We start from the raw sequence: 26,437 nt of genomic DNA, 5'->3' as shown, positions 1-26,437 counted from the left end.
ACGTGGCAGAAGCGGAGCGCGTCATCGGTACGCCGGATTCCTCTGAGACGGGGGCGGTCGAGCCCGAGCAGGCCACCGCGGCCGAGCGGCCCAAGGGCAGGCGGCGGCTCGTCGTGCTGCTCGCCGTGGCCGCGCTCGCGTACGCCCTCGACCTCGTGAGCAAGCTCATCGTGGTCGCGAAGCTGGAGCACCAGGACTCCATCCACGTCCTCGGCGACTGGCTCCAGCTCGAAGTGATCCGCAACCCCGGCGCCGCCTGGGGCGTGGGCGAGGCCTTCACGATCGTCTTCACGGTGATCGCGGCCGCGGTGATCGTCGTCATCGTGCGGCTCGCGAAGAAGCTCTACAGCACGCCGTGGGCGATCGCGCTCGGGCTGCTGCTCGGCGGGGCCCTCGGCAACCTCACCGACCGGATCTTCCGGGCACCCGGCGTCTTCGAGGGCGCCGTCGTCGACTTCATCGCGCCGAAGCACTACCCGGTCTTCAATCTGGCCGACTCGGCGATCGTGTGCGGCGGCATCCTGATCGTGCTGCTGTCCTTCCGCGGGATCGACCCCGACGGCACGGTCCACAAGGACTGACCGGGGCCCTGGGGGCAGGGCTGCGGTTCGGGGCTGTCGGTGCGCTCCTGCATACTCGATGCGTGAGCACGATTCCCGAGATCCGAACCCTGCCCGTGCCCGACGGCCTGGAGGGCGAGCGCGTCGACGCCGCCATCTCCCGCATGTTCGGCTTCTCCCGCACCAAGGCCGCCGAGCTCGCCGCCGCCGGGAAGGTCACGGTCGACGGCTCGGTCGTGGGCAAGTCCGAGCGGGTGCACGGCGGGGCCTGGCTGGAAGTGGAGATGCCGCAGGCGCCCGCTCCGGTGCAGATCGTCGCCGAGCCCGTCGAGGGCATGGAGATCGTGCACGACGACGACGACATCGTCGTCATCGTGAAGCCGGTGGGCGTCGCCGCCCACCCCAGCCCCGGCTGGACCGGCACCACCGTGATCGGCGGCCTCGCCGCCGCCGGATACCGGATCTCGACGTCCGGCGCCGCCGAGCGCCAGGGCATCGTGCACCGGCTCGACGTCGGCACCTCCGGCCTCATGGTCGTCGCCAAGTCCGAGCGGGCGTACACCTCGCTGAAGCGCCAGTTCAAGGAGCGCGTCCCGGACAAGCGCTACCACGCGCTGGTCCAGGGCCACCCCGACCCGATGAGCGGCACGATCGACGCTCCCATCGGCCGGCATCCGAACCACGACTACAAGTGGGCCGTGACCGCCGACGGCAAGCCGTCCGTCACGCACTACGACCTCATCGAGGCCTTCCGCGCCGCCTCCCTGCTCGACATCAAGCTGGAGACGGGCCGCACCCACCAGATCCGCGTGCACATGTCCGCGCACCGGCACCCCTGCGTCGGCGACCTGACCTACGGCGCCGACCCCACGCTCGCCAAGCGCCTCGGCATCACCCGGCAGTGGCTGCACGCGGTGCGCCTCGGGTTCGAGCACCCGGCGGACGGCCAGTGGGTCGAGTTCTCCAGCGAGTACCCCGACGACCTCCAGACGGCGCTGGACCGGGTCCGGGCGGAGAGCGCGTGAGCGCCGCGTACGACCTTCGCGTCGCCGAGACCGAAGCGGACCGGGCCGCCTGCTTCGCCGTCCGCCGGGACGTCTTCGTCACCGAGCAGGGCGTGCCGCAGGAGCTGGAGTACGACGCGTACGACACCGACGCCGTGCATGTGCTGGCCGTCCGCGAGGACGGGACCCCGCTCGGCACCGGCCGGCTGCTGACCGGTGAGGCCGCCGCGGTGAAGAACGGCGGAGCCGAAGACGTCGGCGCGCTCGGCCGGCTCGCCGTCGCCAAGGCCGCCCGGGGGCTCGGCGTGGGCGCCGCCCTGGTCGGCGCGATCGAGGGCGCCGCCCGCGACCGCGGGCTCTCGGCGGTCGATCTGCACGCCCAGACCCATGCGCTGGGCTTCTACGAGCGGCTCGGGTACGAGGCGTACGGGCCGGAGTTCCCGGATGCCGGGATTCCGCACCGGGCGATGCGCAAGCCGATCGGCTGAGTCCGGCACAGCCCGGTCCCGCTCCGGACCGGGCACGCCGCCGCTCGAATCGGTGCGCCCCGCACCGCCGGCGAGCCGTTCTGCCCCGGTTCGCGTGGCACTCTGGACGACGGTACCCCCCCATGATCGTCGAGCCTGGTCGGAGCACCCGTGGATCAATTGGCCCTGCTGTTCGTGCTGCTGCTCGGGGCCGTCCTGAGCGTGCCGCTCGGCGACCGGCTCAAGCTGCCCGCGCCGATCCTGATGACCCTGCTCGGCATCGTCCTCGCCCTGATCCGGGCCGTGCCGAACGTCGACATCGACCCCGACCTGATCCTGCCGCTCGTGCTGCCGCCGCTGCTCTACGCGGCCGTGCACCGCACGTCCTGGCGGCAGTTCGCCTCCAACAAGCGGCCCATCTTCCTGCTCGCCGTCGCCCTCGTCTTCGTCACCACGGCCGCCGTCGCCTTCGTCGCGAACGCCGTGGTGCCCGGTCTCTCGCTCGCCGCGGCGGTCGCCCTCGGGGCGCTGGTCGCACCGCCCGACCCGGTCGCCGCCACCGCCGTCGCGGGCCAACTCGGGCTGCCCCGGCGCATGGTGTCGATCCTGGAGGGCGAGGGGCTGTTCAACGACGTGACGGCGATCGTGCTCTACCACGTCGCCATCGCCGCCGCCGTCAGCGGCACCTTCTCCCTGCCGCGGGCCGCCTTCGACCTCGTCCTGTCCGCGGTCGTCGCGATCGTCATCGGGTTCGGGCTCGGCTGGGCCGCCAACAAGCTCATGGGCTACCTCGGCGACGCCACCCTCCAGATCGGCCTGACCCTCCTCATCCCGTACGCCTCCTACGTCCTCGCCGAGGAGCTCAAGGGCTCGGGCGTGCTCGCCGTCCTGACCACCGCGATCTTCCTCGCCGAGCACGCCTTCGACGCCGACGACGTACTCACCCGGCTCACCGGCCGCGCCTTCTGGGACGTCGTCGACACCCTCGTCACCGGGGTCGCCTTCGGGCTCATCGGCCTGGAGGTGCACAACGTCATCAGGACCGCGCAGGGCCGCTGGGGCGAGATGCTGGGCTGGTCGGCCGCGGTCGTCGGCGTCGTCATCGTCGTACGGCTGCTGTGGCTCGCGCCCATGACCTGGGTGACGAAACGGATGCACGCGCGCCGCGACTTCGACGAGGACATCCCGCTGAGCTGGCGGGAGACCGTCGTCATGTGGTGGTCCGGGATGCGCGGGGTGGCGTCGGTGGCACTGGCCCTCGCCATCCCGCTGACCATGGACGACGGGTCCGCCTTCCCCGACCGGGACGAGATCGTCTTCATCGCGTTCGGCGTGATCATGGCCACCCTCGTGCTTCAGGGGCTGAGCCTGCCCTGGCTCGTGACGAAGCTGAACGTCCGCGCGGACACCGAGGCCGAGCAGGAGTACGAGAAGGAGCTGGCGCTGCGCGCCGCGAAGGCCGCGAAGCGGCGGTACAAGGAGATCGAGGAGGTCGAGGAGCTGCCGGCCGAGGTGCAGGAGCAGATGCTGCGCCGGGCGTACGACATCGGGCTGCGCATCAATCCCGAGATGGGGGCCGAGGAGCGGCGGGAGTCGCAGGCCAAGCGGTACAAGAGGATCAAGCGGGTGCGGCGGATCCAGGCCGAGATGATGTCGGCGGCGCGGCATGAGGTGCTGGCCGCGCGCAGTGAGCCCGGGGCCAATCCGGAGGTCGTCGATCGGGTGCTGCGGCAGCTGGATGTCCGGAGTTTGCGCTAGGCGGGGCTGAGGTGGGGCTGCGTGGTCGGGCGCGGCTCTCGTCGTGGCTGGTCGCGCAGTTCCCCGCGCCCCTGAGATGCGCACTTCGTGCGCCATCTCATCAAGAGAGGCTGCGCGAAGCGCATGCCTCAGGGGCGCGGGGAACTGCGCGAGAAGCGGCCACCGGGCCGCGGGCTGGCGACGAGGCGACCGGAGGTCAGCCGCGGCCCGTGCGCGGGGCGCGGCCGTTGCGGGTCAGGACGTGGTCGGAGAAGGCCTCCATGGCCTCGTCGGGGGCGAGCAGGGCCGTCGCCGTGTTGATGCGCGGGAGCGCGTACGGGTGCTTCTCGGTCAGCCAGCGCACCATCTGCTCGCGCACGGTGACCCGGACCGTCCAGATGTCGTCGGCGTCCTTGGCCGTGACCAGGGCGCGGACCTGCATCGTGGAGGGCGTGGTGTCGGTGACGGCCAGCCCCCAGTCGCGGCCGTCCCAGGCCGCGCACTCACCGAGGATGTCGCGCAGCCGCTCGCGCATCTCGTGCAGGGGCGCGCTGTGGTCCAGGTGGAAGAAGACGGTTCCGGTCATCTGGGCGCCGCCGCGCGACCAGTTCTCGAACGGCTTCGATGTGAAGTACGACACCGGCATGGTGATCCGGCGCTCGTCCCAGGTGCGGACGGCGAGGAAGGTGAGGGTGATCTCCTCGACCGTGCCCCACTCGCCGTCCACCACGACCGTGTCCCCTATCCGGACCATGTCGCCGAAGGCGATCTGGAGCCCGGCGAAGAGGTTGCCGAGCGTGGACTGGGCGGCGACACCGGCGACGATGCCGAGGATGCCGGCCGAGGCGAGCAGCGAGGCGCCCGCGGCGCGGAACGCGGGGAAGGTCAGCAGCATCGCCGCGACCGCCACCACGCCGACGACCGCCGTGACGACGCGCTGGATGAGGGCGACCTGGGTGCGCACCCGGCGGACCCGGGCGGGATCGCGGTGGACGGCGGCATAACGGGCGTAGGACGACTCGACGACGACCGCGGCGCCCCGGATGATCAGCCAGGCCGTGGCGCCGATGAGCACGAGGCTGAGGGCCTGGCCGACCCCGGCGGAGTGTTCCTTCGCGAGCTTCGCCTGGTCGTACGAGCCGCGCAGCAGAGCCGCGCAGAGCACGAACTGGAGAGGCAGCCGGCAGCGCCGCAGCAGGCCCCAGAGGGGTGTCTCGTGGTGGCGTCGGTCGGCACGCTGCAGCAACTGGTCCACGGCCCACCCGACGAGGAGGGTGATGAGGACCGAGCCACCGATCACGATCACAGGGCGCAGTACGTTCTCCATCTCCATGCCTTGCACCGTAACCGGGATCCGCCACGGCTAACCTGCGGCGTCCCTGGCACCATGGAGCGCATGAACATCATGCTGTTCCACTCGACGTTCGGTCTGCGGCCCGCCGTGAAGGACGCGGCCGACCGGCTGCGCGCCGCAGGTCACGAGGTGTGGACCCCCGATCTCTTCGAGGGCCGCACCTTCGACACCGTCGAGGAGGGCATGGAGCACCAGGACGGGATCGGCAAGGACGAACTGCTGAAGCGGGCGGTGCTCGCGGCCGCGCCCTACTCCGAGCGGGGCCTGGTCTACGCGGGCTTCTCGCTGGGCGCCTCCGTCGCGCAGACCCTCGCCCTCGGCGACGAGAAGGCCCGCGGGCTGCTGCTCCTGCACGGCACGTCGGACATCGCGGAGACCGCGTCGGTGGACGAGCTGCCGGTCCAGCTGCACGTCGCCTCGCCGGACGCCTTCGAGACGGACGACTGGCTGAACACCTGGTACCTGCAGATGGGGCGCACGGGCGCCGACGTCGAGATCTACCGCTACCCCGGGGCCGGTCACCTCTACACCGACCCCGAGCTGCCGGACTACGACGAGGAGGCCGCCAAGGCCACCTGGCAGGTGGCGCTCGGCTTCCTGGACTCGCTCTAGCCGGCCCGGTCCCGGATCACTTCACGGGCGCGTCCGCGCGCTCGACCTTCTGGGTGCCGGTCCGCGTGCGGTAGGAGCGTTCCCAGGCGGACGTGGCGTTCTTGTCGGTCCGGTCCGAGATCGCGTAGTAGTCCATCTGCGCCCGCTCGGCGGTGACGTCGAGCACGCCGTAGCCGTGGCGGTCCATGTCCACCCACTTCACGTGCCGGTTGGCCGCCTTGACGGCGGTCTCGGCCACCGTGGAGAGCGTGTCGGGCGCGACGTGCAGGATGTCGTCGAGGTTGTCGGACGTCACCGACGTGACGACGAACTCCGTCGCCGCGGACGGCGAGAGCGGATACGTGCCCGCGGTCACCGGGACGTCGTTGGCCCACGCCATGTGGATGTCGCCGGTCAGGAAGACGGTGTCCTTGATGCCGCGCTCGCGCAGGTGGGAGATCAGCTCCTTGCGGTCGTGCGTGTAGCCGTCCCACTGGTCGACGTTGATGGCGAGGCCCTCCTTGGGCAGCCCGAGCAACTCGGCGAGCGGCGCGAGGAGATGGGCCGGCAAGGAGCCGAAGGCGACCGGCGAGATCATCACCGAGGTGCCGACCAGCTTCCACTGCGCGTCGGAGGCGGCGAGCCCGGACTTCAGCCAGTCGAGCTGGGCGCGGCCGGTGATCGTGCGGTCGGCGTCGTCCACGGTGCCGCTGCCGACGCTCGCCTGCTGCGAGCGGAACGATCTCAGGTCCAGCAGGTGCAGATCGGCCAGGGCGCCGAAGCGCAGCCGCCGGTAGACGGTGCCCGCGATCGACGGACGGACCGGCATCCACTCGAAGTACGCCTGCTTCGCGGCGTCCCGGCGGGCCGTCCAGGCGCCCTCGGTGTCGGGGGAGTGGTTCTCGGCGCCGCCCGACCAGGCGTCGTTGGCGAACTCGTGGTCGTCCCAGATGGCCACCAGCGGGTGGGCCGCGTGCATCGCCCGTACGTCGTCGTCGGTCTTGTGCGCACCGTGCCGGATCCGGTAGTCGGCCAGCGAGACGATCTCGTGCGCGGGCTGATGAGGGCGGACGGTGTACTGCGCCGCCGGGTACTCGCCCGTCTTGTACTCGTAGAGGTAGTCGCCCAGGTGGAACACCGCGTCCAGGTCGGCGCGGGCGGCCAGATGACGGTACGAGGAGAACCAGCCCGCCTCCCAGTTCGAGCAGGAGACGACGCCGAAGCGCAGCTCCGTGCGGCTGTCGGCGGCGGGCGCCGTGCGGGTCCGTCCGACGGGCGAGTACGTGTCGCCCACGGAGAAGCGGAAGTAATAGGCGCTCGCCGGGCGCAAGCCCCTTACATCCGCCTTCACGGTGTGGTCGGACGCGGCGCTCGCGGTCGTGGTGCCGCGGCTGACGACCGTACGGAACGCCTGGTCCTCGGCGATCTCCCAGCTGACCCGGGTGTCGGGCCCGGTGCCGGAGCCGGGCACGGCCTCGGCGGTCGGCGTTACCCGCGTCCACAGCAGGACGCCGTCGGGGAGCGGGTCGCCGGAAGCGACACCGTGCAGGAAGGCGGGCGCATCGGCCGCGTGGGCGGCGGGGGCCGCGAGCAGCGGGGCGGCGAGGACGGCGCCGGCGGCCGCGGCCTTGACCACCGTACGGCGGCGCGGAGTTGAGGTTTCTGCTGCAAGTCGACTGGTCACGGGGGAGCACACTACTGACCGGTACGCGCCAAGGGCGGGCGAACTCCGAAGAGTTCGCCCGCCCTTCAGCGGTGCGTCAGACGGGACCCGGCAGGATCAGCCCGCGAGGGCCTTCTCGATCGCCGTGTTGAACTCCGCCACCGTCATGGGGGCGTTCTGGCCGTCGGAACCCACGAGCTTCTTGCCGTCCATGACGAGGGACGGGGTGCCGGTGACCTCGTCCTTGTTCGAGTCGAACGTCTTGGACATCTTCATGGCCCAGTTGTCGTACGTCCCGTTCTTGACGTCCTTCTGGAAGGCCTTGTTGTCCTTCAGGGCGTCCACGGTGTTCGCGACCTTGATCAGGTAGTCGTCGCTCTTGAACTCGTCCTTGGACTCCTCCGGGTGGTACTTCTTCGAGTACAGGGCGGTCTTGTAGTCGAGGAAGGCGTCCTGGCTGACGTTCAGGGCCGCGCCGAGCGCGCTCAGCGCGTTCTTGGAGCCCTCGCCGTTGGAGCCGATCTTGCCGCTGCCGTCGCCGTCGATGAAGGTGGCGCCGATGTACTGGATCTTGAACTTGCCGTCCTCGACGTCCTTGTGGACGGTCGAGCCGACGGTCTGCTCGAAGGCCGCGCAGACCGGGCAGCGCGAGTCCTCGTAGAGCTTCAGGGTCTTCTTCGCGCTGTCCTTGCCGATCACCACGGTCGTGCCGTCGGTACCGGTGGTGTTCTTGGGCGCCACGACGGCGGTGCTCTTCGCGTCCATCGCCGTCTCCCAGTGGGAGGGCTTCATGGCCTGCACCGCGAAGTAGCCGATGCCGCCGGCTATCGCGAGGACACCCACGATGGAACCGGCGACGATCGCCTGCCGCTTCGCCTTCGCCGTCTTCGCCTGCTTCTCGCGCTCGATCCGCAGCCGCTCGCGGGCCGCGTTCTTCGCCTGCTGGCTGTTGCGCTTGCTCATGATGTTCGTACTCCGTAGCTGAATGTATGAGGGAGGGGACTGCCGTGTGGCCGGGGTCAGGCGGCCGGGCACGGCGGTCCGCGCCGTCCTACGGAGTGCACCCAGATCCGGGGGTGCGCGGCCCGCTCGCGGGCGACGGGGAACAGCCCGCGGGCCACCGGCTCCACCTGCGCGGTGACGGTGGCCCAGGCGACGATCAGCGGCCGGAACGCGAACGCGGCCAGCGCGCGCAGCAGCTGGGCCAGCGCCTGCTCGCCGCGGCGCAGCCACAGGGCCGCCAGCAGTCCGACCGTCACATGCGCGCCGAGCAGCAGCCAGGACGCGGCCGGGTCGGGGTGCGCGAACAGACCGACGGCCTTGTCGGTGCCGCCGCCGGTCATCCGGGCCAGGGGCGTGCCCACGTCACCGGCGCACAGCACGTCGAAGCCGAACGAGCGCAGGGGGCCGGCGACCGGGCCGCCCGCCGCGCCGTAACAGACGTGCTGCCCGGTGGTGAAGACCGTGTCCGCGGCCAGCTCCAGGGGCACGAGCAGCGCCGCGATCCGCCCGAAGCCGCGCTCACGTCCGGCGAGCGCGTACGTGATCACGAACACGGCGGCGGCGATCGCGCCGACTGTCGTGAGCGGCAGCGGGGCCCGGGACAGCAGCACGTGCGACGCGGCGGACAGCGTCACGGCAACGGCCGTGAAGAGCGCCGCGCGCACGGCTCTGAGCTGGGTCCCGGATATGTCGTCCATCGCCGAGGAGTGTGCCATGGCCGACGGTAAACGATGCCTAAAGGGTGGCTGTGGGTCAGAGACCGGGGATCCGGCCGTTGCGGAACAGGTCCACGAAGATCTGGTGGTCCTCCCGCGCGCGGGTGCCGTAGACGTGCGCGAAGTCGACCAGGAGGTCGGCGAAACCGTCCTCGTCGGCGGCGATCGCCGCGTCGATCGCGCGCTCCGTGGAGAACGGCACCAGCGACTCGCCGGACTGGTCGTCGGCCGCCGCGTGCATCGTCGCGGTGGCCCGGCCGAGGTCGGCGACGACCGCGTCGACCTCCTCCGGGTCGTCGATGTCGGACCAGTCCAGGTCCACCGCGTACGGGGAGACCTCGGCGACCAGCTGACCCGAGCCGTTCAGCTCCGTCCAGCCCAGCCACGGGTCCGCGTGGGCCTGGAGCGCGCGCTGCGAGATGACCGTGCGGTGCCCCTCGTGCTGGAAGTAGTCCCGGATCGCCGGGTCCGTGATGTGGCGCGAGACGGCCGGGGTCTGGGCCTGCTTCACGTAGATCACCACATCGTTCTCCAGGGCGTCGCTGTTGCCCTCCAGGAGGATGTTGTACGAAGGCAGGCCCGCCGATCCGATGCCGATGCCGCGGCGTCCGACGACGTCCTTCACGCGGTACGAGTCCGGGCGGGTCAGCGACGACTCCGGCAGCGTCTCCAGATAGCCGTCGAAGGCCGCGAGCACCTTGTAGCGGGTCGCCGCGTCCAGCTCGATGGAGCCGCCGCCGGGGGCGAAGCGGCGCTCGAAGTCGCGGATCTCCGTCATGGAGTCGAGCAGCTCGAAACGGGTGCGGGAGCGGGCGTCGCGCAGCGCGCCGAGCAGCGGGCCCTCGGCCGTGTCCAGCGTGAAGGGCGGCACCTCGTCGTTCTTCGCGCCGGTGGCCAGCGAGTGGACCCGCTCGCGGTAGGCCGCCGCGTACGTGCGGACCAAGGCGCTGATCTGCTCGTCGCTGAACGCCTTCGCGTAGCCGATCAGCGCCACCGAGGCCGCGAAGCGCTTCAGGTCCCAGGTGAAGGGGCCCACGTACGCCTCGTCGAAGTCGTTCACATTGAAGATCAGCCGGCCGTTCGCATCCATGTACGTGCCGAAGTTCTCCGCGTGCAGGTCGCCGTGGATCCACACCCGGCTGGTGCGGTCGTCCAGGTACGGGCCGCCGTGCTGCTCACGCTCCAGGTCCTGGTAGAACAGGCAGGCCGTCCCGCGGTAGAAGGCGAACGCCGAGGCGGCCATCTTGCGGAACTTGACCCGGAAGGCGGCGGGGTCCGCGGCGAGCAGCTCGCCGAACGCGGTGTCGAAGACGGCGAGGATCTGCTCCCCGCGCTCTTCAGCGGTGGGCTGCTGGTCCGACATCGCGGGGTGCCTCCTGGTGCAGATGGTGCGTGAGCTGTGTGACACGCAGGGCAGGTGTTCTGACCTGTCCAACGCCCGAAGGTACTCCGGAGTGCCCGTCGGTTGTCAGCGGTCGGTCGTAGACTTCCAAGCTGTCCCCGCCCTGTCGCCGCGTGTTTGCCATTGGAGGCCCTCACCGTGTCAAAGCCGCCCTTCACGCACCTGCACGTCCACACCCAGTACTCGCTGCTGGACGGTGCCGCGCGGCTGAAGGACATGTTCAAGGCGTGCAACGAGATGGGCATGACCCACATCGCCATGTCCGACCACGGCAACCTGCACGGGGCGTACGACTTCTTCCACTCCGCGCAGAGCGCCGGTGTCACGCCGATCATCGGCATCGAGGCGTACGTCGCCCCGGAGTCGCGGCGCAACAAGCGGAAGATCAAGTGGGGCCAGCCGCACCAGAAGCGCGACGACGTGTCCGGTTCGGGTGGTTACACGCACAAGACGATCTGGGCGGCGAACAAGACAGGCCTGCACAACCTGTTCAAGCTGTCCTCGGACGCGTACGCCGAGGGCTGGCTGCAGAAGTGGCCGCGCATGGACAAGGAGACGATCTCCCAGTGGAGCGAGGGCCTGATCGCCTCCACCGGCTGCCCCTCCGGTGAGCTCCAGACCCGGCTGCGGCTCGGTCAGTTCGACGAGGCCCTGAAGGCGGCCTCCGAGTACCAGGACATCTTCGGCAAGGACCGGTACTTCCTGGAGCTGATGGACCACGGCATCGAGATCGAGCGCCGGGTCCGCGACGGACTGCTGGAGATCGGCAAGAAGCTCGGCATCCCGCCGCTGGTGACGAACGACTCGCACTACACGTACGCGCACGAGGCCACCGCCCACGACGCCCTGCTCTGCATCCAGACCGGCAAGAACCTCTCCGACCCGGACCGCTTCCGGTTCGACGGCACGGGCTACTACCTGAAGTCGACCGACGAGATGTACGCCGTCGACTCCTCGGACGCCTGGCAGGAGGGCTGCCGCAACACGCTGCTGGTGGCCGAGCAGATCGACACCACCGGCATGTTCGACAAGCGCGACCTCATGCCGAGGTTCGACATCCCGGAAGAGGGCTACACCAACACCACCTGGTTCAAGGAGGAAGTCCGCCGCGGCATGAACCGCCGCTACCCGGACGGTGTCCCGGACGACCGGCAGAAGCAGGCCGACTACGAGATGGACATCATCATCCAGATGGGGTTCCCGGGGTACTTCCTCGTCGTCGCCGACTTCATCATGTGGGCCAAGAACAACGGCATCGCGGTGGGCCCCGGCCGAGGCTCCGCGGCCGGCTCGATCGTCGCGTACGCGATGGGCATCACCGACCTCGACCCGATCACGCACGGCCTGATCTTCGAGCGGTTCCTCAACCCCGAGCGCGTCTCCATGCCCGACGTCGACATCGACTTCGACGAGCGCAGGCGTGTCGAGGTGATCAGGTACGTGACCGAGAAGTACGGCGCCGACAAGGTCGCCATGATCGGCACCTACGGCAAGATCAAGGCCAAGAACGCGATCAAGGACTCCGCGCGCGTGCTGGGCTACCCGTACGCGATGGGCGACCGCCTCACCAAGGCCATGCCCGCCGACGTCCTCGGCAAGGGCATCGACCTCTCCGGCATCACGGACCCCAAGCACCCGCGCTACAGCGAGGCGGGCGAGATCCGGGGGATGTACGAGAACGAGCCGGACGTCAAGAAGGTCATCGACACCGCCAAGGGCGTCGAGGGCCTGGTCCGCCAGATGGGCGTGCACGCCGCCGGCGTCATCATGTCCAGCGAGCCGATCGTCGAACACGCCCCGCTGTGGACGCGGCACACCGACGGCGTGACCATCACGCAGTGGGACTACCCGCAGTGCGAGAACCTCGGCCTGATCAAGATGGACTTCCTGGGCCTCAGGAACCTGACGATCATGGACGACGCCGTCAAGATGGTGCGGTCCAACAAGGGCATCGACCTGGAGATGCTCTCGCTCCCGCTGGACGACCCGAAGACCTTCGAACTGCTCTGCCGCGGTGACACGCTCGGCGTCTTCCAGTTCGACGGCGGCCCGATGCGTTCGCTGCTGCGCCAGATGCAGCCCGACAACTTCGAGGACATTTCCGCCGTCTCGGCCCTGTACCGGCCGGGCCCGATGGGCATGAACTCGCACACGAACTATGCCGAGCGCAAGAACGCCCGGCAGGAGATCACGCCGATCCACCCGGAGCTCGAAGAGCCCCTGAAGGAGACGCTGGGCCTCACCTACGGCCTCATCGTGTACCAGGAGCAGGTGCAGAAGGCCGCCCAGATCGTCGCCGGGTACTCGCTCGGCGAGGCCGACATCCTGCGCCGCGTGATGGGCAAGAAGAAGCCCGAGGAACTGGCGAAGAACTTCACCATCTTCCAGGAGGGCGCCCGGAAGAACGGCTTCTCCGACGCCGCGATCCAGGCCCTGTGGGACGTCCTGGTGCCGTTCGCCGGCTACGCGTTCAACAAGGCGCACTCCTCCGCGTACGGCCTGGTCACCTACTGGACCGCGTACCTGAAGGCGAACTACCCGGCCGAGTACATGGCGGCGCTGCTCACCTCGGTGAAGGACGACAAGGACAAGTCGGCCGTCTACCTCAACGAGTGCCGGCGCATGAAGATCAAGGTCCTCCCGCCGAACGTGAACGAGTCGGTCCACAACTTCGCCGCCCAGGGCGACGACGTGATCCTCTTCGGCCTGGAAGCGGTCCGCAACGTCGGTACGAACGTCGTGGACGCGATCATCCGCTCGCGCAAGGCCAAGGGGAAGTACTCCTCGTTCCCCGACTACCTCGACAAGGTCGAGGCCGCGGCGTGCAACAAGAGGACGACCGAATCGCTCATCAAGGCGGGCGCGTTCGACGAGATGGGGCACACCCGCAAGGGCCTCACCGCGCAGTACGAGCCGATGATCGACAACGTCGTGGCGGTCAAGCGGAAGGAAGCGGAAGGGCAGTTCGACCTCTTCGGCGGCGCCGACGAGGAGAGCGACGCCCCGGGCTTCGGGCTCGACGTCGAGTTCTCCACCGACGAGTGGGACAAGACGTATCTGCTCGCCCAGGAGCGCGAGATGCTCGGCCTGTACGTCTCCGACCACCCGCTGTTCGGCCTGGAGCACGTGCTGTCCGACAAGGCGGACGCGGGCATCGGCCAGCTCACCGGCGGTGACTTCGGCGACGGCGCGGTCGTCACGGTCGGCGGCATCATCTCGGGCCTCCAGCGCAAGATGACCAAGCAGGGCAACGCCTGGGCGATCGCGACCGTCGAGGACCTCGCCGGTTCCATCGAGTGCATGTTCTTCCCGGCCACCTACCAGCTGGTCTCCACCCAGCTCGTCGAGGACGCGGTCGTCTTCGTCAAGGGCCGGCTCGACAAGCGCGAGGACGTGCCGCGCCTGGTCGCCATGGAGATGCAGGTCCCCGATCTGTCGAACGCGGGGACGAACGCACCGGTGATCCTCACCATCCCCGCCCTGAAGGTGACCCCGCCGATGGTCAGCCGCCTCGGTGAGATCCTGTCCAACCACCGGGGGGACAGCGAGGTCCGGATCAAGCTCCAGGGCCCGCGCAAGACCACCCTTCTCCGGCTCGACCGGCACCGGGTCAAGCCGGACCCGGCGCTCTACGGCGACCTGAAGGTGCTGCTCGGCCCGTCCTGCCTGGCGGGCTGACCCCCCAGGCGGCGGACACAGGACACACGGCGCGAGGGCCGCACCCGGACGTCCGGGTGCGGCCCTCGTCGTGCCGCGACAGTCGCGCGGCGTACGTCAGTTGTGCCCGAAGCGGCGCTCGCGGTGCTTGCGGGCCACATCCCCCGGTGTGGCCTGGACGGCCGACTTGGCCTCGGCCTCCATGGCGGACGACCGGGCCTGCTCCTGCGGCTCTACCGACTTCTGCTGCTGATTGCGGTTCTGCTTGCGGTTCTTGGCCATGGTGATTGCCTCCTGCGGGGGAACTAGGGGCCAGGGCCGGTTTAAGACTCACACAGGGGGAAGAAGAACGCATTTCGGACTATTACCGTGCGTCACAGAGAGTTCGGGTCCGGTTCGCGCCACCTTCACCGCTTCCGCCACGCCGAAGATCGAGTTCGGGCCGTTAAGCCCCGCGCTGTCGGGCAGACTCGAAGGAAACCCGAAGCGAACGCACGGGCGTGTCGGCGAAAGAGGGTGGACCGCGTGGACCGTTGCATCGTCCTGGTGGACGCCGGATATCTGCTGGGTGCTGCCGCGAGTCTCCTCGCGGGCGAACCCTCCCGGTCCCGGATCCATGTCGACCACGCCGCCCTCATCCAGGGGCTGCGCGAGCGCGCCGAGTCCGAGACCGAGCGCCCACTGCTGCGCATCTACTGGTTCGACGGCGCCCCCGACCGGGTCCCGCAGCCCGAGCACCGCAGGCTGCGCGTGATGCCCCGGGTCACCGTTCGGCTCGGCGCGCTGACCCGCAGCGACGGCCGCTGGGCGCAGAAGGGCGTCGACGCCGCGATGCACGCCGAGCTGACCGAGCTGGCCCGCAACCGCGCCTGCTCCGACGTCGTCCTGGTCACCGGCGACGGCGATCTGCTGCCCGGCATGATGGCCGCCAAGGAACACGGCGTCGCCGTCCACCTGTGGGCCGTCCAGGCCGCCGACGGCGACTACAACCAGTCCGAGGACCTGGTCGCCGAGGCCGACGAGCGGCGGGTGCTCGACCGGACCTGGATCACCAAGGCCGTCCGCGCCAAGGAACTCAGCGGCCCGTGCGCCCCGCCGCCCGCCCCGCGCCCCGAGATCGCCGCGATCCTCTCCGCGCCGCTGCCCGAGTCCGCACCCGCCGCCGGACTCCTCGCCGACCGGGACGCCGACCCGACGCCCGACCGGCACGCGCCCGCCGAGCCCGTCGCGCGGGCCGGGAGCGACCACGAGGACCGCTCCGCCGCCGCCAAGGGCGTCCCCACCCCGAAGGACCTGGCCGCTCTGCGCGCGCCCGGCACCCAGCCCGCGCAGCACCCGGCCAACGCCACGCTCCGCTGGTCCTCCGACAAGGGCTGGGTCGAGCGGCCCGGCGGAGGCGGTGAGCCCCCCGAGTCCGCGTCGCTGCCGACCCTCGCGCAGCTCACCACCGCCGAGCAGCGTTGGGCCGACCGCGAGGAGGACATCACCACGGTCGGCGGCGACCCGTACGAGGTGGGGCAGGTGTTCGCCCGGCGCTGGATGGGCCGGCTCGGCGATCACACCCAGCTCCAGAAGCTGTCGACCATGTATCCCCGGGTGCCGCATCGCATCGACGGGGAGCTGCTGCGGTACGCGGCGCGGTTCGGATTGCTCGCCCACAAGGACGACCAGATCGACGAGCACGATCGGTACGCGATCCGGGCCGGGTTCTGGCGGGAGGTCGATGTGCGGACCGGCGCCGAGCACGCTGCCGCGGGGGATTGACCTGGTGCGCCCAGGCGTCTGCCTGGTGCGGATCGACGGCGTCCGCGGGTTCGTCGTGGTTGCTCGCGCCCCGCGGCGGAGCCGCTGATCGACACGGCCCGCGCCCCTGTCGGGGCGCCATTTGTCCCACCCGGGCGCAAAGCAGGGGCCCCGACCCCGTACTCTCGTTCCTCGTGAGTACGCGCACCGGTGAGCCCGCCCTGGAGTATGACAGGGGTGCCGTCGTGTGCTCGGTGCGGGGGCTGCGGAAGACCTACCCGGCCTCGCGCGGGCGGCGCGGAGTGCCCGGGACGCCCGAGGTGCGGGCCACCGACGACGTCCGGCTCGACATCGCGCGCGGCGAGATCTTCGGGCTGCTCGGGCCGAACGGCGCCGGGAAGTCCACCCTCGTACGTCAGCTGACCGGACTGATGCGGCCGGACGCCGGAAGCGTCGAGATCCTGGGGCACGACATCGTGCGCCACCCGGAGCGCGCCTCGCGGATCCTCGCCTACCTCGGGCAGGAGTCGACCGCCCTCGACGAGCTCACCGTCTCCCTCGCCGCCGAGACCACCGGACGGCTGCGCGGGCTCAGCCTCAAGGACGCGCGGGCCGCGCGCGACGAGGTCCTCGACGAACTGGACATCGCCGCGATCGCCGGGCGGCCGCTGAAGAAGCTGTCCGGCGGCCAGCGGCGGCTCGCCTGCTTCGCCGCCGTCCTGGTCGGTGAGCGGCCGCTGCTCGTGCTGGACGAGCCGACCACCGGCATGGACCCCGTCGCCCGGCGGGCCGTCTGGGCGGCCGTGGACCGGCGACGCGCCGAGCGCGGCACCACCGTGCTGCTCGTCACCCACAACGTCATCGAGGCCGAGACCGTCCTCGACCGGGTCGCCGTGATGGACCAGGGCCGCGTCATCGCCTGCGACACGCCCGCCGGGCTGAAGGAACGCGTCGCGGGCGAGGTGCGGGTCGAACTGGTCTGGCGGGAGAAGGCGCCGATGGACCTGGCCGAGGTCGCGCGGCTGCGCGAGCACGCCGTCGAGTCCGGACGGCGCTGGTCCCTGCGGCTCGCCCCCGACGAGGCCCGCCGCGCCGTCGCCGCCGTCACCGGCGGCCCGGCCTTCGACTTCCTCGACGACTTCACGCTCGCCACCCCGAGCCTGGAGGACGTGTACTTGGCGCTCGGCGGCAGCCGCAGCGGCGTGAAGGGCCTGGTGAAGGCATGAGTGTCGTATCCGCCGACGCGATGCGGACCGTCGAACCGGCCGTCACCGCGGACCCGGGAGCCGGCCGCGGCGAGGAGGGGCTCGCGCCGCGGGCCCGGTTCCTGCCGTCGCTCGCCGCCGTCTACCGCGCCCAGCTCTCCCGGGCCAGAGTCGCCCGGATCCCGCTGCTCTTCGTGGCGACCTTCCAGTCCATCGGCATCATGATCCTGATGCGGGGCGTCGTCGACCAGGGCGGCCGCGAGGCGCAGGCCGTCGTCGCCGGGTCCGCCGTGCTGGTCGTGGCGTTCGTCGCGCTGAACCTGCTGGCCCAGTACTTCGGCCAACTGCGCGCGGCCGGCGGGCTCGACCACTACGCGACGCTGCCGGTGCCGCCCGCCTCCGTGGTCCTGGGCGCGGCGGGCGCGTACGCCTCGTTCACCGTGCCGGGCACGGTGGTCACGGCGGTCGTCGGCTGCGCGATGTTCGATCTGCCGCTCGCCCATCTGTGGGTGCTCGCCGCCGTGATCCCGCTCGCCGGGGCCGCCCTCGCCGGACTCGGCGCCGCGCTCGGGCTGCTCGCGCCGCGCCCGGAACTGGCCACACTGCTCGGCCAGTTGGGCATGTCGGCGGCGCTGCTCCTCGGCGTCCTTCCGGCCGACCGGATGCCCGAGGCCGTGCAGTGGGCGCGTGACCTGCTGCCGTCCACGTACGGGGTCGAGGCCTTCGCCCGCACCTTCGGCGAGCGGCCCGACTGGCCCACGGTCCTGCTCGACCTGGGTGTCTGCGCCGCCGTCGGCGTCGCCTCACTGGCCGTGGCGACCTGGGCGTACCGCCGGGCAGCCGTCCGGTGACGCGCCCGCCGGGCACGCCTGGCACGATGGCAGGGTGACCGCACCGCTGACACCGCCGCCGCATCAACCCCCGGACGACAACGGGCACGGCAACCCGTGGCAGGCCCCGGACCCGATGGCCGGCCATCTGCCGCCGCCCGGGCCGTCACCGGCCCGCGAGGACGGGCCCGGACTCAGGGCCGAGCTGCGCGAGGCCGTCGTCGTGTTCGTCGGTGTCGCCGTCTTCGGACTGCTCCTCGGTGTGCTCTGGCTGTGGCTCGCGCCGCGCGTCCCGCTCGTCTCCGACAGCACGGCCGTCTACCTCAAGGACAGCGAGGGGGAGCAGGCCATCGGGATCGACGGCACGTTCGCGCTGCTCGGGCTCGCGTTCGGCGCCGTGACCGCCCTGCTTGTCTTCCTGTGGCGACGGCGCGGCGGCATCGGGATCGTCGTGGCGCTCGCGCTGGGCGCGCTGCTCGGCGGGGTGATCGCCTGGCGGTTCGGGATCTGGCTCGGACCGACGCGGGACGTCGCCGCGCACGCCAAGGAGCTCGGCAAGGGCGTCGTGTTCGACGCGCCGCTCGAACTGAAGGCCAAGGGCGCGCTGCTCGCGTGGCCGCTGGCCGCGATGGTCGTCCACCTCGCGCTCACCGGCCTGTTCGGGCCCCGCGACCCCGACCCGTACGCGGAGTACTACGCACCGCGCGGCACGGAAGGGACGCCGGGGCCCCAGCCCCAGGGCCCCTCGATGTAGGTACCTCGCACCCGGCCGGGGACGCCGTCGCTCGACGGCGTCCCCGGCCGTTCGTGCGCGCGCTGAACGTCAGGCGGGCCGGCGCCCGTGATTGGCCTTGCCCTTCTTGATCCGCCACTTGCGCTTGCGCGTCCTCTTCGACATGTCCTTGGTGCTTAGCCGAAGCGGCGCGGTCCGTCGAGGGGTCACGCACGCCCGACGGGCGCGAGCACCGCTTCGGTGAGCGCCGCCAGATCCGCGGCCGCCAGCTCGACCTCCAGGCCGCGGCGGCCCGCCGAGACACAGATGGTCGGGTGCTCCGCGGCCGACGCGTCGATGACCGTCGGCAGCTTCTTGCGCTGCCCGAGCGGGGAGATGCCGCCGCGGACGTAGCCGGTGGTGCGCTCGGCGAGCGCCGGGTCGGCCATCGCGGCCCGCTTGCCGCCGACCGCCGAGGCGAGCGCCTTCAGGTCGAGCTGGCCCGCCACGGGGACGACGGCGACCGTGAGCCGGCCGTCGACGTCCGCGACGAGCGTCTTGAAGACCCGGTCGGGGGAGACGCCCATCGCCTCGGCCGCCTCCTCGCCGTAACTGGGATGGGCCGGGTCGTGCTCGTAGGAGTGCACGGTGAAGGCGGTGCCCGCGGCCGTCAGCGCGACCGTCGCCGGAGTACCGCCGGACTGCTGCTGCTTCTTGGACTTCTTCGCCAACGTGCCGTGTCCTTCAGGTCAGTTGAGGCTGGTCGCCTGTCTGGTGAGGTCCGTCGCGGGCAGCGACGGCAGATGCCGGATGATCGCCGTCTCGGCGCGCAGCAGCCGCAGCTCCTCGCGCAGCCGGGACGCCACGTCGCCGGCCTCCAGGAGCCGCTGCCGCGTCGGTACGTCGAGCACCGCGGCCGCGGCCACCAGGTACGACACCACCGAGGGCTCGTCCGGCAGCTCCGCGCCCGTCGTCAGGGACCGCTCACGGGCCCCCGCGAGCCGCTTCTGGTACGAGCGGAACGCGCGCAGCACGCCCTCGGCGAGGGCTCCCGCCTCCTCGCCGTCGTCGTCGGGCAGCACCTCCACCTCCGCGGTCAGGTACGGGCCCGAGGCGTCCACCGAGTGCAGCTTGACGCGCTGGGTGCCGGTCGCGAGCACCTCGAAGCTGCCGTCGGCGCGCTCGCGGATCGTCGCCGCGTCGGCGATGCAGCCGACGGAGTGGAAGGAGGTGATCGGGTCGTCGCCGAAGCCCGCCGCCGGGCCGGCGCCGGCCTCCTTCGTGGTGAGGTCGTCCGGCATGCCGGCGGCGCTCGGCGCGACCTCGTGGCCGTCGCGGATCGCCACGACCACGAAGTTGCGCGGCTCGTCGGAGACGGCCGGGTCGGACTCGGGGTCGTCGGGGTCGGCGGGCCCGGAAGGGGAGTCCTTCAGCAGGTCGCGCATGAGGGCGCGATAGCGCTCCTCGAAGATGTTCAGCGGGAGGACGAGTCCCGGGAACAGCACCGAGTTGAGCGGGAAGAGCGGAAGCCGGACGGTGGTCACGACGGTCAAGAGTAATGGTCGCCGGGGGTCCGCGGTCCGCCGAGCAGCGGGAGCCCCGCCGCGACCTCGATCCGGACGCCGTCCCGCAGGTGCAGGAACTCGCCCAGCGGGTCCTCGGAGAGCCGGTCCCAGGGGAACGAGGTCGCGTAGGGGCCGATGAGCCGCAGCTGGTCCAGGGCGTCCTGCCAGCGTTCGAGGTGGATCAGGACGCAGGCCAGCAGATTGCGCACCTCGGCGGGCCAGGGGTCCGCGGTGTCGTACGTGGCCGAGAGCCCGACGGCGAGATCGGCCGCCGCGTCGAGGCGGGCGCGCGGGATGCCCTGCGGGGACTGCGCGGTGAGGTAGGCGAAGGCGGCGCGGGCCGGGAGGGCCTGGAGCAGGGAGCCGGGCAGCGCGTCCTCGGCGGCGCGCTCGGCGAAGTCGAAGCACTCCGCGTGCGAGCCGTACCAGGCGGCCGACAGGTACTGGAGGGCCGCGACATGGCAGCCGTAGTGGTGCGTGGAGCGGCGCACCGCCTGGCCCCACAGCTCCTCGAAGACGGTGTGCGGGGCGTTCGCGCCGCGGGCGTGGTCCAGGGCGAGGCGCCAGGGGACGGGGTCGCTGTGGTCGGCGTCCGCCGCGGCCATGATCAGCGGGGTGACGTCGCGGAGCAGTTCGGCGCGGGCCGGGGAGCCGAAGGCGCGGGCGACCGCGACCTCGGCCTTGACCAGGAGCAGGTCGGGGTCGTGCGGGGCGGACGACTGCCAGGCCGTGAACCATTCGGGGCGGGCCGCGGCGAAGGCGGCGAGGCGCTGGACGTACCGGTCGCGGTTCTCCCACTCGGCTGACTCGCGCGTGTGGGCGAGGAGTTCGGCCGCCGGGCCGTGGTCGGTGTGGGCCGCTGCCGCGAGGGCCGTGGCGAGGCGGTCGTCGGGGGCGTCGAGAAGGATGTCGTCGTCCGGGGGAAGGCCCTCGGCCAGGGACGCCGTGTGGCGGATCATGCGGGCTGTGCGGATGAGGGCGCGGAGCAGGGGCATGTCCGCGTCCTCCTTTGGGCTGGGCCTGTTGTCGCCCTGGGATGACGGGCTCTGGGGGGTGATGGTTGCTTGTGGGGTGGTAACGGTTTGGGGCGGGGCCATGGTCACGGGGCCGGCTGTGAGTTTGCTGGGCGGGTGGGGCTGGGGTGCGGGCCTGATGGGCGCTTGCCCCGCGCTGGGGGCCGCCTTGCCCACCCTGCCGCCCCGGGGGTCCCCCCGGACGGAGTCTGGGGGACGGCAGATTGCCCAAGGCGGGGGCGGTGGAGGGGTCAGTTGCGGCGGAGGAGGCGGGTGGCTCCTGCTGCCACTGTGGTGGCCAGGATCCAGCCGAGCATGATCAGGATCGCCGACAGCCACTGCCAGCCGCCGCGCAGCTGCCAAGCGCCCGCCTGGCCCAGGTCGATCACCGGGAGCAGCAGGTCGAGTGAGAAGAGGGCCGGGTCCCAGTTCGGGCCCTCGCCCTTGTGCAGCGGCGGATGGTCGGCACGGCTGAAGGCGACCGCGCTGACCGCCCAGAGCACGGCCATCCAGACGGCGGCCCGGCCCGGCCGGTACCCGTAGGCGACCGTCCAGTCCTGTATGTAGCCCCACACCTTGGCGGCCACCGGCAGCGTCTCGCGGCGGCGGCGCTGCTTGGCGAGCAGCACCTCGCGGGCGTCGGCGTCCTCCCCGGCGTTGCGCAGGATGTTCGCGAGCTGCTCGTACGGCTCGGGCCGGTACTCGGGGGTGGCGTCGGAGAGCCAGCCGAGCCGTCGGTGCAGCGGGAAGGCGCCGATCGGGATCAGGTTCTCGTACGTGAAACCGTTGACCCGGAACTGTCCGGCGACCGGCCAGCTCGTCGCCTTGTCGACCAGATTGACGACCTTTGCGCCGTTCAGCACGATGAGCCCGCGCTCCGGCCCCTCGCAGGTGAAGCGCAGCTCGGGGGTCTGGACCCGGCGCAGGGACACCTCCTGGTCGGTCCGCATCGTGAAGCGGGCCGCGTCCAGGTCGATGGCGTCGCCGAAGCGCCCGTCGTCGAGGCGCAGGCCGCCCACGCACTCGAACCGCTGCACCCGGGTGCCCCGCGCCGGGGTGCCGTTGGACAGGAAGGAATTGCCGACCCCGGCGGGCGTCAGATAGAGGGTGCGCTCGACCGTGAGCTGCGGGGCGTTCAGCGCGCGCTGCCCGTGCGAGTTGCTCAGCCGGCTGCCGCGCAGGGACAGCGACACGCCCACCGTCGCGCCGCGCAGGCTCAGCTCGCCGTGCGTCTCCAGCATCTCGGCCTGGAGGTCCTGGCCGACCGACATCCCGTCCCCGGCGATCGACTTCCCGGTCCGGTCGCGGAACGCCACCGCCTGATTGAGCAGCAGGTCCGTGCCGATGTGCGCGTCGGTCAGCCGGACGCCGGTGTGGAACCGGGAGCGCGGCAGATGCAGATCGCCCTCGGTGTGCACCCGGGCGGCCTCCAGACGCGGCACCGAGCAGTTCACCAGCCGGAGCGTCGTGAAGTGCGCCTCCGGGAGCAGCACCTCCTTCTCGAAGCGGCAGTCCTTCAGCTCCACGTACGGCTCGATCGTGCCGCCCGCGAGATCGAGCGTGTCCGTGATCTGCACGCCCTGGAGCTTCAGCGACGACACCCGGCCGTCCAGGGCCGGCGGCCCGGCGAGCAGCAGCCACGCCACGATCCGCGCGCGCACGCTGCGGCCGGGACCCCAGGGGTGCCCGCCGTGCGGATCGTCGGCATCTCTGACGCCCGTACGCAGGTCGTAGACGGTTCCGTTGCGGAACGCCTGCCACATCCCGACCTCTGCTGCGGTCAGCCCGTCCGGCACGTCGCCATTGCCGCCGCCGGTCGTCGTCCCGTCGACCACGCCTGTCCTGCCTCCCCGTACGCCCCGCGGGCAACTGTTACCCATGAGTTCAGTACGACCGGTGATGCCCGCTGGGTGACAGCTTGAACGCCAGGGGTGAAGGTCATCCTCCGGTCCGGGAAGATCGGCCGAAACCGGACGTGTATCAGTCACTGATACGGGCCACCAGCGGCAAAGGCGCGTCTGAGAGAATTGGTGCGTGATCTCTCGAATCGATCTGCGCGGCGCCGCCCTCCCCGAGGGCCAGGCCCTGCGCTCGCTGCTGCCCCGAGCCGACTTCGACGTCTCGGCCGCCCTGGAGAAGGTGCGGCCGATCTGCGAGGACGTGCATCATCGCGGCGACGCGGCGCTGATCGAGTACGGCGAGAAGTTCGACGGAGTGACCCTCACGTCGGTGCGGGTGCCGGCCGAGGCCCTGGCCACGGCGCTCGCCGACCTCGACCCGGCCGTCCGCGCGGCCCTGGAGGAGTCCATCCGCCGGGCCCGCATCGTCCACCGCGAGCAGCGCCGTACCGGCCACACCACGCAGGTCGTGCCCGGCGGCTCGGTCACCGAGAAGTGGGTGCCGGTCGAGCGCGTCGGCCTGTACGCGCCCGGCGGCCGGTCCGTCTACCCGTCGTCCGTGATCATGAACGCCGTACCGGCGCAGGAGGCCGGCGTCGCGTCGATCGCGCTCGCCTCCCCGCCGCAGAAGGAGTTCGGCGGCCTGCCGCACCCGACGATCCTGGCGGCCTGCGCGCTGCTCGGCGTCGACGAGGTGTACGCGGCGGGCGGCGCCACCGCCGTCGCGATGTTCGCGTACGGCACCGAGTCCTGCCCGCCCGCGAACATGGTGACCGGCCCCGGCAACATCTGGGTCGCCGCCGCCAAGCGCTACTTCACCGGCCGCATCGGCATCGACGCCGAGGCCGGACCGACCGAGATCGCGGTCCTCGCCGACGCCACCGCCGACCCGGCGCACGTCGCGTCCGACCTGATCAGCCAGGCCGAGCACGACCCGCTGGCCGCGGCCGTCCTCGTCACCGACAGCGAGGATCTTGCCGCCGCCGTCGAGCGCGAGCTGGAGCCGCAGGTCGCCGCGACCAAGCACGTCGAGGACCGCATCCTGCCCGCCCTCAAGGGCGAGCAGTCCGCGATCGTCCTCGTGGACTCGATCGACGACGGCCTCAAGGTCGTCGACGCGTACGGCGCCGAGCACCTGGAGATCCAGACCGCGGACGCCGCCGCCGTCGCCCAGCGCGTGAAGAACGCGGGCGCGGTCTTCGTCGGCCCATGGGCGCCCGTCTCCCTCGGGGACTACGCGGCGGGCTCCAACCACGTCCTGCCGACCGGTGGCTGCGCCTGCCACTCCTCCGGCCTGTCCGTCCAGTCCTTCCTGCGCGGCATCCACATCGTCGACTACACGAAGGACGCCCTCGCCGAGGTCGCCCACACCGTGGTGACGCTGGCCGAGGCCGAGGACCTGCCCGCGCACGGCGCCGCCGTCAAGGCCCGCTTCGGGTGGAAGGTGCCGACGAACAAGTGACGCACATCGACGACCTTCCCGTACGCGACGAACTGCGCGGCAAGTCCCCCTACGGCGCGCCCCAGCTCGACGTCGCCGTCCGGCTGAACACGAACGAGAACCCGTACCCGCTGCCCGAGCCGCTCGTCGCGCGGATCGCGGAGCGGGTCGCGGACGCGGCCCGGAACCTCAACCGCTACCCGGACCGCGACGCCGTCGAGCTGCGCACCGAGCTGGCCCGGTACCTGACCCGGACCACCGGCCACCCGGTCGCCTTCGAGCAGGTCTGGGCGGCCAACGGGTCGAACGAGGTGCTCCAGCAGCTCCTCCAGGCGTTCGGCGGCCCCGGCCGCACCGCGCTCGGCTTCGAGCCCTCGTACTCGATGCACCCGCTGCTCGCCCGCGGCACCAACACCGGCTGGGTCAGCGCCCCGCGCAAGGACGACTTCTCGCTCGACGTGCCCGGCGCCGTCGAGGCGATCCGCACCCACCGCCCGAGCGTCGTCTTCATCACCAGCCCCAACAACCCCACCGGGAACGCCGTGGCCCGCGAGGACGTCCTCGCGCTGTACGAGGCGGCCGGCCGGGACGCGATGGTGATCGTCGACGAGGCGTACACCGAGTTCAGCCACGGCGCCTCCCTGCTCGAACTGATCGAGGGCCGCCCGAACCTCGTCATCTCCCGCACCATGTCGAAGGCGTTCGGCGCCGCGGGCCTGCGCCTCGGCTACCTCGCCGCCGACCCGGCCGTGGTCGACGCGGTCCAGCTGGTGCGGCTGCCCTACCACCTGTCGGCCGTGAACCAGGCGACGGCGCTCGCCGCCCTGGAGTACACCGACACCCTGCTCGGTTACGTGGAGCAGCTGAAGGCCGAGCGCGACCGCGTGGTCGAGGAGCTGAAGGGGCTCGGCTTCGACGTGACCGTCGCCGACGCCAACTTCATCCAGTTCGGTGTCTTCGACGACCCGCACGCCGTCTGGCAGTTCATCCTCGACCGCGGCGTCCTGATCCGTGACAACGGAGTGCCGGGACGGCTGCGCATGTCGGTCGGCACCCCCGAAGAGAACGACGCGTTCCTGGACGCGGCCCGTGAAGTCAAGAAGGAGTTCGGCGCATGAGCCGCGTAGGACGCGTAGAGCGCAGCACCAAGGAAACCTCCGTCCTCGTCGAGATCGACCTGGACGGCAGCGGCAAGGTCGACGTGTCGACCGGGGTCGGCTTCTACGACCACATGCTCGACCAGCTCGGCCGCCACGGCCTCTTCGACCTCACGGTCAAGACCGAGGGCGACCTGCACATCGACTCCCACCACACCATCGAGGACACCGCCCTCGCCCTCGGCGCCGCCTTCAAGCAGGCCCTCGGCGACAAGGTCGGCATCTACCGCTTCGGCAACTGCACGGTCCCGCTGGACGAGTCCCTCGCCCAGGTCACCGTCGACCTCTCCGGCCGCCCCTACCTCGTGCACACCGAGCCCGAGAAGATGGCGCCGATGATCGGCGAGTACGACACGACGATGACCCGGCACATCCTGGAGTCGTTCGTCGCGCAGGCGCAGATCGCCCTGCACGTCCACGTCCCGTACGGGCGCAACGCCCACCACATCGTGGAGTGCCAGTTCAAGGCCCTCGCCCGCGCCCTGCGCTACGCCTCCGAGCGCGACCCGCGCGCGGCCGGCATCCTCCCGTCGACGAAGGGCGCGCTCTAGCCATGAACGGCCTCGCGACCGTCCTCATCCTCGTCGGCCTCTTCCTGGTCGGCGGCATCATCTCGTTCACCAAGCAGGGCATGGGCAAGAGCCTCATCACGCTGCTGTCGATCAGCGCCGGCCTCTGCCTCGTGGCGGGCGTGCTGCGCCTCGACTACTGGAACTGACG

General features: G+C 71.3%; 24 protein-coding genes. 14 read left to right on the top strand and 10 right to left on the bottom strand.

Going from position 1 to position 26,437, the window contains the following annotated elements; all coding sequences use genetic code 11:
• Nucleotides 1-2 precede the first annotated feature (2 nt).
• The 4 genes from lspA to K377_RS04265 all read left to right on the top strand — a co-directional run bounded on the left by lspA (nt 3) and on the right by K377_RS04265 (nt 3,789).
• Nucleotides 3-581, top strand: a complete 579-nt coding sequence (gene lspA, locus K377_RS04280; RefSeq protein WP_111661773.1) for a signal peptidase II — start codon at nt 3-5, stop codon at nt 579-581.
• Between the two features lie 62 nt (nt 582-643).
• A complete protein-coding gene (locus K377_RS04275; RefSeq protein ID WP_111661772.1) occupies nt 644-1,585 on the top strand; it encodes an RluA family pseudouridine synthase in 942 nt (313 codons plus the stop codon).
• Nucleotides 1,582-2,052 carry a GNAT family N-acetyltransferase gene (locus K377_RS04270; RefSeq protein ID WP_111661771.1) on the top strand — a complete coding sequence of 157 codons (471 nt, stop codon included), beginning with the start codon at nt 1,582-1,584 and terminating at the stop codon, nt 2,050-2,052. The genes K377_RS04275 and K377_RS04270 overlap by 4 nt, the downstream gene beginning before the upstream one ends.
• 150 nt (nt 2,053-2,202) lie before the next feature.
• A complete protein-coding gene (locus K377_RS04265) occupies nt 2,203-3,789 on the top strand; it encodes a Na+/H+ antiporter (protein ID WP_111661770.1) in 1,587 nt (528 codons plus the stop codon).
• A gap of 196 nt (nt 3,790-3,985) precedes the next feature.
• On the opposite strand, the gene K377_RS04260 is transcribed toward K377_RS04265, so the two are convergent.
• Nucleotides 3,986-5,095 carry a mechanosensitive ion channel family protein gene (locus K377_RS04260; protein ID WP_111662175.1) on the bottom strand — a complete coding sequence of 370 codons (1,110 nt, stop codon included), beginning with the start codon at nt 5,093-5,095 and terminating at the stop codon, nt 3,986-3,988.
• Between the two features lie 69 nt (nt 5,096-5,164).
• On the opposite strand from K377_RS04260, the gene K377_RS04255 reads away from it, so the two are divergent.
• Nucleotides 5,165-5,734: a dienelactone hydrolase family protein gene (locus K377_RS04255; RefSeq protein ID WP_111662174.1), complete on the top strand. Its 570-nt coding sequence runs from the start codon at nt 5,165-5,167 to the stop codon at nt 5,732-5,734.
• A 16-nt stretch (nt 5,735-5,750) separates the two neighbouring features.
• Here K377_RS04255 and K377_RS04250 read toward each other — a convergent pair whose 3' ends face one another.
• The 4 genes from K377_RS04250 to K377_RS04235 all read right to left on the bottom strand — a co-directional run bounded on the left by K377_RS04250 (nt 5,751) and on the right by K377_RS04235 (nt 10,457).
• Entirely contained in the window at nt 5,751-7,397 is a 1,647-nt protein-coding gene (locus K377_RS04250) for an alkaline phosphatase (RefSeq protein ID WP_111661769.1), read from the bottom strand.
• A gap of 96 nt (nt 7,398-7,493) precedes the next feature.
• Nucleotides 7,494-8,339, bottom strand: coding sequence for a thioredoxin domain-containing protein (locus K377_RS04245; RefSeq protein WP_111661768.1), 846 nt, complete (start codon nt 8,337-8,339; stop codon nt 7,494-7,496).
• A 56-nt stretch (nt 8,340-8,395) separates the two neighbouring features.
• Complete coding sequence (locus K377_RS04240) at nt 8,396-9,076, bottom strand: hypothetical protein (RefSeq protein WP_111662173.1); 681 nt, start codon at nt 9,074-9,076, stop codon at nt 8,396-8,398.
• Nucleotides 9,077-9,131: 55 nt separating this feature from the next.
• On the bottom strand, nt 9,132-10,457 hold the full coding sequence (locus K377_RS04235) for a DUF2252 domain-containing protein (protein WP_111661767.1): 1,326 nt from the start codon (nt 10,455-10,457) through the stop codon (nt 9,132-9,134).
• A gap of 177 nt (nt 10,458-10,634) precedes the next feature.
• Between K377_RS04235 and dnaE the strand changes: the two genes are divergently transcribed.
• Nucleotides 10,635-14,174 carry a DNA polymerase III subunit alpha gene (dnaE, locus tag K377_RS04230; RefSeq protein ID WP_111661766.1) on the top strand — a complete coding sequence of 1,180 codons (3,540 nt, stop codon included), beginning with the start codon at nt 10,635-10,637 and terminating at the stop codon, nt 14,172-14,174.
• Between the two features lie 96 nt (nt 14,175-14,270).
• Here the strand turns inward: dnaE and K377_RS41550 are convergent, their stop codons facing one another.
• Nucleotides 14,271-14,435 carry a hypothetical protein gene (locus K377_RS41550; RefSeq protein WP_181512475.1) on the bottom strand — a complete coding sequence of 55 codons (165 nt, stop codon included), beginning with the start codon at nt 14,433-14,435 and terminating at the stop codon, nt 14,271-14,273.
• A gap of 243 nt (nt 14,436-14,678) precedes the next feature.
• Here K377_RS41550 and K377_RS04225 point away from each other — a divergent pair, with 243 nt between their 5' ends.
• The 4 genes from K377_RS04225 (at nt 14,679) to K377_RS04210 (ending at nt 18,685) form a co-directional block, all read left to right on the top strand.
• Nucleotides 14,679-15,917 (top strand): NYN domain-containing protein, encoded by a 1,239-nt coding sequence (locus tag K377_RS04225; protein ID WP_111662172.1) that lies wholly within the window; start codon nt 14,679-14,681, stop codon nt 15,915-15,917.
• 224 nt (nt 15,918-16,141) lie between these two features.
• Nucleotides 16,142-17,122: an ABC transporter ATP-binding protein gene (locus K377_RS04220; RefSeq protein WP_111661765.1), complete on the top strand. Its 981-nt coding sequence runs from the start codon at nt 16,142-16,144 to the stop codon at nt 17,120-17,122.
• On the top strand, nt 17,119-17,952 hold the full coding sequence (locus tag K377_RS04215) for an ABC transporter permease (protein WP_111661764.1): 834 nt from the start codon (nt 17,119-17,121) through the stop codon (nt 17,950-17,952). The genes K377_RS04220 and K377_RS04215 overlap by 4 nt, the downstream gene beginning before the upstream one ends.
• A gap of 34 nt (nt 17,953-17,986) precedes the next feature.
• Complete coding sequence (locus K377_RS04210) at nt 17,987-18,685, top strand: DUF2567 domain-containing protein (RefSeq protein ID WP_258394969.1); 699 nt, start codon at nt 17,987-17,989, stop codon at nt 18,683-18,685.
• A 185-nt stretch (nt 18,686-18,870) separates the two neighbouring features.
• Here K377_RS04210 and ybaK read toward each other — a convergent pair whose 3' ends face one another.
• From ybaK to K377_RS04190, 4 genes are all read right to left on the bottom strand, one after another.
• A complete protein-coding gene (gene ybaK, locus K377_RS04205; protein WP_111661763.1) occupies nt 18,871-19,374 on the bottom strand; it encodes a Cys-tRNA(Pro) deacylase in 504 nt (167 codons plus the stop codon).
• 18 nt (nt 19,375-19,392) lie between these two features.
• Nucleotides 19,393-20,187 (bottom strand): LON peptidase substrate-binding domain-containing protein, encoded by a 795-nt coding sequence (locus tag K377_RS04200; RefSeq protein WP_111662170.1) that lies wholly within the window; start codon nt 20,185-20,187, stop codon nt 19,393-19,395.
• Nucleotides 20,188-20,192: 5 nt separating this feature from the next.
• Nucleotides 20,193-21,203 carry a hypothetical protein gene (locus tag K377_RS04195; protein ID WP_111661762.1) on the bottom strand — a complete coding sequence of 337 codons (1,011 nt, stop codon included), beginning with the start codon at nt 21,201-21,203 and terminating at the stop codon, nt 20,193-20,195.
• Between the two features lie 269 nt (nt 21,204-21,472).
• Nucleotides 21,473-22,984: an oxidoreductase gene (locus tag K377_RS04190; protein ID WP_237551525.1), complete on the bottom strand. Its 1,512-nt coding sequence runs from the start codon at nt 22,982-22,984 to the stop codon at nt 21,473-21,475.
• A gap of 271 nt (nt 22,985-23,255) precedes the next feature.
• Between K377_RS04190 and hisD the strand changes: the two genes are divergently transcribed.
• From hisD to K377_RS41545, 4 genes are read left to right on the top strand one after another with little or no spacing between them, the layout of a single operon-like run.
• On the top strand, nt 23,256-24,581 hold the full coding sequence (gene hisD / locus K377_RS04185; RefSeq protein WP_111661760.1) for a histidinol dehydrogenase: 1,326 nt from the start codon (nt 23,256-23,258) through the stop codon (nt 24,579-24,581).
• Nucleotides 24,578-25,678 (top strand): histidinol-phosphate transaminase, encoded by a 1,101-nt coding sequence (locus K377_RS04180; protein WP_111661759.1) that lies wholly within the window; start codon nt 24,578-24,580, stop codon nt 25,676-25,678. Before hisD ends, K377_RS04180 begins: the two co-directional genes overlap by 4 nt.
• Entirely contained in the window at nt 25,675-26,268 is a 594-nt protein-coding gene (gene hisB, locus K377_RS04175; RefSeq protein WP_111661758.1) for an imidazoleglycerol-phosphate dehydratase HisB, read from the top strand. The genes K377_RS04180 and hisB overlap by 4 nt, the downstream gene beginning before the upstream one ends.
• 2 nt (nt 26,269-26,270) lie before the next feature.
• On the top strand, nt 26,271-26,435 hold the full coding sequence (locus tag K377_RS41545; RefSeq protein ID WP_181512474.1) for a hypothetical protein: 165 nt from the start codon (nt 26,271-26,273) through the stop codon (nt 26,433-26,435).
• The last annotated feature ends 2 nt before the right edge of the window (nt 26,436-26,437 follow it).

This window comes from Streptomyces sp. PsTaAH-137 (genome assembly GCF_003259365.1).
Classification (GTDB): domain Bacteria; phylum Actinomycetota; class Actinomycetes; order Streptomycetales; family Streptomycetaceae; genus Streptomyces.
The sequence above is the reverse complement of the archived record's forward strand: the minus strand, read 5'-3'. Positions and strand labels throughout refer to the sequence as shown.

Bases quoted from the DNA above. Each gene is read 5' to 3' on its own strand.
- K377_RS04245 (WP_111661768.1), bottom strand. From the start codon at position 8,339: ATGAGCAAGCGCAACAGCCAGCAGGCGAAGAACGCGGCCCGCGAGCGG.
- K377_RS41550 (WP_181512475.1), bottom strand. From the start codon at position 14,435: ATGGCCAAGAACCGCAAGCAGAACCGCAATCAGCAGCAGAAGTCGGTA.
- K377_RS04215 (WP_111661764.1), top strand. From the start codon at position 17,119: ATGAGTGTCGTATCCGCCGACGCGATGCGGACCGTCGAACCGGCCGTC.
- K377_RS04260 (WP_111662175.1), bottom strand. From the start codon at position 5,095: ATGGAGAACGTACTGCGCCCTGTGATCGTGATCGGTGGCTCGGTCCTC.
- K377_RS04195 (WP_111661762.1), bottom strand. From the start codon at position 21,203: ATGCCCCTGCTCCGCGCCCTCATCCGCACAGCCCGCATGATCCGCCAC.
- K377_RS04255 (WP_111662174.1), top strand. From the start codon at position 5,165: ATGAACATCATGCTGTTCCACTCGACGTTCGGTCTGCGGCCCGCCGTG.
- hisB (WP_111661758.1), top strand. From the start codon at position 25,675: ATGAGCCGCGTAGGACGCGTAGAGCGCAGCACCAAGGAAACCTCCGTC.
- K377_RS04235 (WP_111661767.1), bottom strand. From the start codon at position 10,457: ATGTCGGACCAGCAGCCCACCGCTGAAGAGCGCGGGGAGCAGATCCTC.
- K377_RS04240 (WP_111662173.1), bottom strand. From the start codon at position 9,076: ATGGACGACATATCCGGGACCCAGCTCAGAGCCGTGCGCGCGGCGCTC.
- K377_RS41545 (WP_181512474.1), top strand. From the start codon at position 26,271: ATGAACGGCCTCGCGACCGTCCTCATCCTCGTCGGCCTCTTCCTGGTC.
- K377_RS04190 (WP_237551525.1), bottom strand. From the start codon at position 22,984: ATGTGGCAGGCGTTCCGCAACGGAACCGTCTACGACCTGCGTACGGGC.